General features: G+C 72.3%; 6 protein-coding genes. 2 read left to right on the top strand and 4 right to left on the bottom strand.

All coding sequences use genetic code 11. The features are described 5' to 3' along the window. Positions 1 to 101: 101 nt before the first annotated feature. From rhaS to I6A81_RS37575, 4 genes are all read right to left on the bottom strand, one after another. The gene (rhaS, locus tag I6A81_RS37560) at positions 102 to 1,187 is read right to left on the bottom strand and encodes a rhamnose ABC transporter substrate-binding protein (protein ID WP_203003516.1); all 1,086 of its coding nucleotides are present in this window, start codon (positions 1,185 to 1,187) and stop codon (positions 102 to 104) included. Positions 1,188 to 1,451: 264 nt separating this feature from the next. Continuing rightward, positions 1,452 to 2,582, bottom strand: a complete 1,131-nt coding sequence (locus tag I6A81_RS37565) for an ABC transporter permease (protein WP_203003515.1) — start codon at positions 2,580 to 2,582, stop codon at positions 1,452 to 1,454. Continuing rightward, positions 2,572 to 3,588, bottom strand: a complete 1,017-nt coding sequence (locus tag I6A81_RS37570) for an ABC transporter permease (RefSeq protein ID WP_238429258.1) — start codon at positions 3,586 to 3,588, stop codon at positions 2,572 to 2,574. Before I6A81_RS37570 ends, I6A81_RS37565 begins: the two co-directional genes overlap by 11 nt. A gap of 26 nt (positions 3,589 to 3,614) precedes the next feature. Next, positions 3,615 to 5,282, bottom strand: a complete 1,668-nt coding sequence (locus tag I6A81_RS37575; protein ID WP_238429254.1) for a sugar ABC transporter ATP-binding protein — start codon at positions 5,280 to 5,282, stop codon at positions 3,615 to 3,617. Positions 5,283 to 5,647: 365 nt separating this feature from the next. On the opposite strand from I6A81_RS37575, the gene I6A81_RS37580 reads away from it, so the two are divergent. Both I6A81_RS37580 and I6A81_RS37585 read left to right on the top strand, forming a co-directional pair. Continuing rightward, positions 5,648 to 6,643, top strand: coding sequence for a LacI family DNA-binding transcriptional regulator (locus tag I6A81_RS37580; protein ID WP_407661444.1), 996 nt, complete (start codon positions 5,648 to 5,650; stop codon positions 6,641 to 6,643). Positions 6,644 to 7,372: 729 nt separating this feature from the next. Then, on the top strand, positions 7,373 to 7,669 hold the full coding sequence (locus I6A81_RS37585) for a hypothetical protein (protein WP_203003513.1): 297 nt from the start codon (positions 7,373 to 7,375) through the stop codon (positions 7,667 to 7,669). The last annotated feature ends 127 nt before the right edge of the window (positions 7,670 to 7,796 follow it).

The following is a 7,796-nucleotide window of genomic DNA, read 5'->3' on the forward strand; positions in this document are numbered from 1 at the left end:
GGCCCGGGCCTGGGGGGCGCCCGCCCCGGGCGGGAGGGGCCCGCCGGGGGGGGGCGGGCCCGCCGGCCGCCCGGAGTGGGCGGCCGGCGCGCCGGACGCGCTCAGAAGTCGAACTGGTCGATGTTGTTCGCGTCGAAGACCGTCGGCGGGCCGAGAACGATCTCGCCGTCCTTGCCGATCGTGTACTCGCCGAGCTTGCCGGCGGTGAACGTCTCGCCCTCGGCGCCGGTGATCTGGCCAGAGGCCAGCGCCACACCCGCGTAGGCGGCCAGGTAGCCGATGTCGGCCGGGTTCCACAGCGCGAACTGCTTGACGGTGCCGTCCTTGACGTACTCCCGCATCTGGTTCGGGGTGCCGAGACCGGTGACGGCGACCTTGCCCTTGTAGCTGGAGCTGCTCACGTACCGCGCGGTGGCCGCGATGCCGACCGTGGTCGGCGAGACGATCGCCTTCAGGTTCGGGTACGACTGCAGCAGGCCCTGCGCCTGCTGGAACGACGCCTGGTCGTCGTCGTTGCCGTAGGCGATCTTCACCAGCTTCAGGCCGCTGTACTGCGGCTTCGCCAGCTCGGTCTTCATGACCTCGATCCAGGCGTTCTGGTTGGTCGCGTTCGGGGTGGCCGACAGGATCGCGATGTCACCCTGGCCGCCGACGAGGTCGCTGGTCATCTTCACCAGGCTCTCGCCGATCCCCTGCGTGGTCGCCTGGTTGATGAAGACGTCGCGGCAGTCCTTCGCCGCGTCCGAGTCGAAGGCGACGACCTTGATGCCGGCCTGGGCGGCCTGCTTCAGGGAAGGGCAGACGGCGTTCGGGTCGTTCGCGGCGATGCCGATGACGTCCTGCTGCTGCTGGATCAGCGTGTTGATGTAGCTGACCTGCGACGACGCGGACGCGTCGTTCGGCCCGACGAGCTTGTAGTCGCCCTTGAGCTCGCCGAGCGCCGCCTCGCCGCCGCTCACCTCGATGTCGGTGTACGGGTTGTTGAGCTGCTTGGGCAGGAAGGCCATCTTCACGCCGGTCTTCAGCGGCGCGTCCGGGTTGGCGGTCGCCGCGGCGCCGCCCGCCGGAGCACCCCCGCCGGTGTTCGCGTCATCCTTCGAGGTGCCGCCGCAGGCCGCGAGGGCGACGGTCAGGGCGATTAACCCCGCGGCGGGAGCGACGAGTCTTCTGGACCGGCGTGGCTGCATTGCGGTGGTTCCCTTCGGTGTGGCCGCCAGTCGGCCGGCTGTGGCCGCGATGGGTGGCGGAACGACGGGTGGAGTGGGCTGGGTCGCCACGGCCGCCCACCAGGATTGATCACATTTTGTAGCGAACCGCTACTCGATGTGATCGCTCGTGGGCAGGTCGAACAGATCCGTGGGCGGACCCGGTGAACCGGTGGCCGTGGACTGATGGAGGTGGGCGGTCGGCGCGCCGACGGTGGCCGGCGGCCGGGTGCGGAGGCCGGCGCGTCAGGAGCCGGGCAGCGGCGGCGGGGACAGGGGCGCCGGGCGGTGACGGGTCCTGGCGAACGCGGACCTGGTCCGGCGGATGAGGTTCGGGACGAGCACCGACACGACGAGCAGGGCGCCGGTGACGACGTTGAGGGACTCGTTCGAGACGTCGGACAGGCGCAGCGCGTTCTGCAGGGCCGCGAGCAGGACGACCCCGCCGACCACGCCGGGCAGGGTGCCGCGGCCGCCGAAGATCGAGACCCCGCCGAGCAGGACGGCGGCGACGACCGCGAGCTCCAGGCCGGCGCCGTTGTCGGCGCGGGCGCTCGAGTAGCGCAGCGTCCACAGCACCCCGGCGAGCCCGGCGACCGCGCCCGTCACCACGTACAGCCAGAACTTCAGCCGGCCGACCCGGATCCCGGCGAACCGGGCCGCGTGCTCGCTCGCCCCGGCGGCGAACGACCAGCGGCCCACCGGCGTCGCGTGCAGCACGACGCCGAACAGCGCCGCCAGCACGGCCAGGGGGATCAGGACGTTCGGGACGGCTGAGCCGCCGATCGTGCCCGTGACCCAGTCCGTGTACCGCGCCGGGAAGTCGGCGACCGCGGTGTCACCCAGGACGACGAGCGCCAGGCCGCGGAACAGCGCCATCGTGCCGATGGTCACGGCCAGCGACGGCAGCCGGAACACCGTCACGAACAGGCCGTTCACCGCGCCCAGCACCGCCCCGAGCACGACGCACAGCGGGATGATCGTCTCGATCGTCAGGCCCTGGTTCCAGAGGTATCCCATCGTCGCGCTCGACAGGCCGAGCGTGCTGGCGACCGACAGGTCGATCTCGCCGGTCACGATCACGAACGTCATCGGGAGCGCGATCAGCGCGATCGGCAGCAGGTCGAGCACCAGGAACGTGAAGTTGCGCGAGGTCGAGAAGTTCTCGACCGTCCCCGAGGCGACGACGATCGTGAGCACCGCGAGCACCACGACGCCGAGATCCCAGCTCGCCAGCCGCCCCAGCCGCGCGCCGCGCCCCGCGGCGCCTCGCGGCCGCGCGTCGCCACCCGGGGGCAGGGCGGCACCGGCGGCGATCCCGGCCGGGTTGGCGCCGGCCAGGCGAGTGCCAGCCGGCCGATTGCCGTCAGCGGACATGGGATCCCCTCTTCTTCAGCGCCGCGGCGACCCGCGCCGCGATCAGCCGGTCGATCCCGATCGCGAGCAGGATCAGCGCGCCGACGATCGCCTGCTGCCAGAACTGGTCGACGCCGAGCACGGGCAGCGCGCTGCCGATCGTCGTGAGCAGCAGCGCGCCGAGCGCCGCGCCCCAGACCGTGCCGCTGCCACCGAAGATCGCGACACCGCCGACGACGACCGCGGCGACCACGTTCAGCTCGTAGCCGGTGCCGGCCGCGGCGTCGACCGTGCCGAACCGGGCGGCGAAGAGCACCCCGGCCAGGCCCGCCAGCGTGCCGCTGGCGAGGAACGCGGCCAGCGTGCGCCGGCCGATCGGGATGCCGGCCAGCCGTGCCCCGTCGGGGCTCGATCCCAGGGCGTAGAGCTGGCGCCCGGCCGGATAGGACCGCAGCACGATGCCGGCGGCCACGAGCACGGCCACGGCGATCAACGCCAGGTATGGCACGCCGAGGATGGTCGAGGTGCCGAAGCTCAGAAAACCGTCCGGCAGCTCGTCGGCGTTGATCTGCTGGCCGCCCGCCCACAGGTAGGCGACGCCGCGATAGACGTACAGCGTCCCGAGCGTCACCACCAGCGCCGGCACATCACCGAACCGGACCAGCAGCCCGTTCACCAGGCCACAGCCCGCGCCGACCGCCATCCCGACGAGAACCGCGATGATGATCGGTGTGCCGGGGTGGTCCATGAGCAGTGTTCCGGCGGCGAAAGCGGCGAGCCCCAGCACCGAGCCGACCGACAGGTCGATGTTGCGGGTGACCACGACGATCGTCTGGCCGACCGCGAGCACGACCATGATGGCGGTGCCCAGCAGGATGTCGCGGATGGACTGCGACTTCACGAAGCTGGGATGGCCTACGGCCGTCACAAGGACGAGCAGGGCAATGGCCAGCACGATGCTGATCTCGCGCGCCCGAAGCACCCTTTCCAGCGCGGACGGCCGCGGTGACCCGGCGGGTGCCGTCATCGTCCGGACGGAGTCCTCGACGGTCGTCACAGCGCGACCTCCACTCCGGCGCCGGCGCCCGTCTTCCGGTCCGTGCCCGCGTTCGTGCCGGCGCTCCGGTCCGCGCTCGCGTTCCGGTCCTTGTCCGCCGTCCGGGCGGAGCCGGCGGGCGAGTCGTCGCTCCCCGAGCTCGCCGCGCTCTGCGCGCTCGCCGCGCGGGTCTGACCGACCGCCGCGAACATGACGGACTCCTCGGTGGCCTGGGCGCGGTCCAGCTCGGCGACGAGCCGGCCCTCCCGCATCACCAGCACCCGGTCGGCCAGGCCAAGCACCTCGGGAAGCTCCGACGAGACCATCAGGACGGCGACCCCGTCCTCGGCGAGTCCCGACATCAGCCGGTGAACCTCCGCCTTCGTCCCGATATCGATGCCTCGGGTCGGCTCGTCGACCATCAGGACGCGCGGCAGGGTCGAGAGCCACTTGGCGAGCACGACCTTCTGCTGGTTGCCGCCCGACAGGGTGGACACGGCGTCGGCCAGCCGGCCGTACTTCGTCTGGAGCCGGGCCGTCCACTCGGCGGCGGCCCGCCGCTCGGAGCCGCCGAACAGCAGCCCGAGGCGGGCGAGCGTCCCGGAGCGCGGAAGCGTGACGTTTCGGGAGATCGAGGCATCCATGACCAGGCCCTGCAACCGCCGGTCCTCCGGCACCAGCGCGAGCCCCGCGGCCATCGCCGCGCGCGGCGACCCGGCCCGCAGGGGGCGGCCGTGGACGCGCACGGTGCCCGCGTCGCGCGGGTCGACGCCGAAGATCGCCTGCGCGACCTCGGAGCGCCCGGAGCCCACCAGGCCGGCGAGCGCGACGATCTCACCCGCGCGCACCTGGAAGGAGACGTCGCGGAAGAAGCCGTCGCGGCGCAGCCCGTCGACCTCCAGCACGACGTCACCCGGGGTGGTGGTCCGCTCGGGGTAGAGCGTCGACAGGTCGCGGCCGACCATCCGGCGCACCAGGTCGTCGACGGTCAGGCCGGCGAGCGGGTCGGTGGAGACGTGCCGGCCGTCGCGCATCACGGTGACCCGCTGGCACAGCGAGGTGATCTCGTCGAACCGGTGGGAGATGAACAGGATGGCCGCGCCGCGGTCGCGCAGCGAGCGAGCGACCGTGAACAACCGCTCAACCTCTACTGCCGACAGGGCGGCCGTCGGCTCGTCCATCACGAGCACCCGGGCGTCGGCGGACAGTGCCTTGGCGATCTCGACGACCTGCTGGTCGGCGATCGACAGGCCGCGCGCGGGCCGAGCTGGGTCGATCATCACACCCAGGCGCCTGAACAGGGCCTCGGCGTCCCTGAGCTGGCGGCCCCGGTCGATTGTGCGCAGTCGGCCCCGCGGCGGGTTCGCCATCGCGATGTTCTCGGCGACGGAAAGATCGGGGAAGAGCGTGGGCTCCTGGTAGATCACCGCGATGCCGGCGGCCCGGGCGTCCGCGGGGGAGCGCAGGTCGAGCGGCACCCCGTCCAGCTCGATCGCGCCGGTGTCGGGGCGGTGCACCCCGGCGAGCATCTTGACGATCGTGGACTTGCCGGCGCCGTTCTCGCCGACCAGAGCGTGCGCCTCGCCCGCGTACAGGGGGAAGGAGACGTCGCGGACCGCGGCGACCGCCCCGAAGGACTTGGACACGTCGCGCACCGCTAACAGCGGCGCATGCTCTGCGGACATCTCACCCCTTCAATGAAAGGTTTCAACTCGGTTGCCAGCGCAACGTAGTTGCCGTCTCAGGCGGTGTCAAGGGCTGATTTGCCGGCTGGTTGCGGGGCAGTTGTGGCACTGTGGGCAACAGTCGGTACTATCCGCTCATCGGGCACCGAGCCCCGCCGCCTCGCCGGCCTGGCTCGTCTGGCACGTTTCAAGTGGTTCAACGGGCGAGGGGTGGCGTGGACGAGGGCGAGCGGGCATCACTGGCGGCCGACGGTGAGCCGTCCCAGCTGGCGGCCGCCGTCCCACCGCAGCCCACCGCGGCCGGCGACGCCGACCGCGCCGCGGGCGTCGCCCGGCGGGCGCCGGGCGCCAGCCGCGCCGCCGGCATCAAGGAGGTCGCGGCGGCGGCGTCGGTGTCGCTGGGCACCGTCTCCAACGTGCTGAACCGGCCACACCTCGTCAGCCCGCGGACCCGGGCCAGGGTCGAGCAGGCGATGGAGGAGCTCGGCTTCGTCCGTAACGAGTCGGCGCGGGCGCTGCGCGCCGGCAGCAGCCGGATTCTCGCCTACGTCATGCTCGACCCGTCGAACCCGTTCTTCACCGACGTTGCCACCGGGATCGAGGAGGTCGCCGCCGCCGCGGACCTGTCGGTGTTCCTGTGCAACAGCGGCGAGGACGCCGCCCGCGAGGCCCGCTACCTGGACCTGCTGCTGGAGCAGCGCGTCCAGGGCGTGCTGATCACCCCGGTCGACGCCGGGGGCGAACGGCTGCGGACCCTGCCCGCCCGCGGCACGCCGGTCGTGCTCGTCGACCGCGTGGCCGGCGCCGGCGAGGGCTGCTCCGTCTCCGTCGACGACGTCCTCGGCGGCGAGCTCGCCGTCACCCACCTGCTCGAGCGGGGCCACGAGCGGATCGCCTTCGTCGGCGGGCCGGACGCCCTCGGCCAGGTCCGGGACCGGCGCGCCGGCGCCCTGCGCGCGCTCGAACGCGCCGGGCTGCCGCCGGACCGGCTGACCGTGCTCGCGACCGGCGCGCTCACCGTCGCCGAGGGCCGGGGCGCGGCCGAGCGGCTCGTCGGCCTGCCCGCCGCGCGCCGCCCCACGGCGGCGTTCTGCGCGAACGACCTGGTCGCCCTCGGCCTGCTGCAGAGGTGCGTGGGCCTCGGCGTCGCGGTACCCGGCGACTGCGCGATCGTCGGCTACGACGACATCGACTTCGCGGCGGCCGCCGCCGTCCCGCTGACCTCGGTCCGCCAGCCCCGCCACCTGCTCGGCCGCACCGCGGCCGAGCTCCTCCTCGACGAGGCCAGCAACCCCGCCCACACCCACCAGGCCGTCCAGTTCACCCCCGAGCTCGTCGCCCGGGCCTCGACCGTCGGCTGACCCGGGGCCGGACCGGCGCCGATCCGGCGCAGGTCGGGTCCACGCCGTTCCATAGACGGCGCCGTCTCGCGTTCGGCCCTGTCTCAGGCACAGTCCTGGTCTCCAGGGAGCGCCCTCGCGGACGCCTCGTCGTGCCCGAACGGAGATGGACCGTCTCGGTCGGCGCGGCGGACCAGCCGGTCCTCGCGCCGGCCACCTGTTCCCGCGCGCCACAGGGTTGTCAGAAGTTCTGGACCTGAGCCGGACCCGTCATTGGTTGGTTGACGGTGAATGCCTTGATGACGACCCGTCGCCGCGCACGAGGATGGCGTTTGCCGCCCCGAGGCCCGGCGTCCGCTCGGTGGTAACCGCCGGCGGAAGAGTCGCGCTGCGTGACAACGACGTGGGACAAAGGGCCTGGTGGGTGACCCCGGTGACCATGCGTCATGCTGTCGAGGGGAGCCGGACAACGGCGGAATAAGCTGAAAAGAACGTGCGGGGCCGCGCCGGCCTCGGCCGGTTCCGACACCGTTCGTCCGGTTGCCACGCCCGCCGGGACTTCGGAATTGCGTGACAGAAAGTGCTCGCGGAAGCACATGGCGTCGCATTGCCTCGGGTAACCTTTTGCGAGGACGGACAGAGAACCCAGGGGACACATCTTGAAAGAGAGGTTCTCCTATGCGAATCCATCGAACGACAGGGCTTCTGGCTTCCGTTGGAACGGCCGGCGCGCTGGTTATGGCGGCCGCGGTGCCCGCGAGCGCGGACCTGAACGATCCCACGGTCACGATCCGGGGTACCGCGACGTGTGGCGTGGGCGTTCCGACGTCCGTTTCCATCAACACCGACCCGCCGGTCGAGAACCGGACCACCGGCGTCGGGCCGACCGGTTCGTATTCGGTGACCCTGTCCAACGTGCCGCCGTCTGGCAAGAAGGCCAGGGCTTCGGTCACCTGCTCGGCTCCCGGATTCAACTTCCAGAACACCTTCGTCGTGGAACGGCCGGGGGCCCCGGGTGACACCATCCTCACCGTGAACCTCGCGTGATCTGACCTGACGGAAGATAGCTGTTGCGTTAGCTGGTTTCCGTCCGTCCATGGGGACGGAGGCGGGGGGCCCCGCCCGCGCAGCCGCGCCCCCCGCGCCGGCCCCGCACCCCCACCCCCCCACCCCC

This window comes from Frankia nepalensis (assembly GCF_016786325.1).
GTDB lineage: Bacteria > Actinomycetota > Actinomycetes > Frankiales > Frankiaceae > Pseudofrankia > Pseudofrankia nepalensis.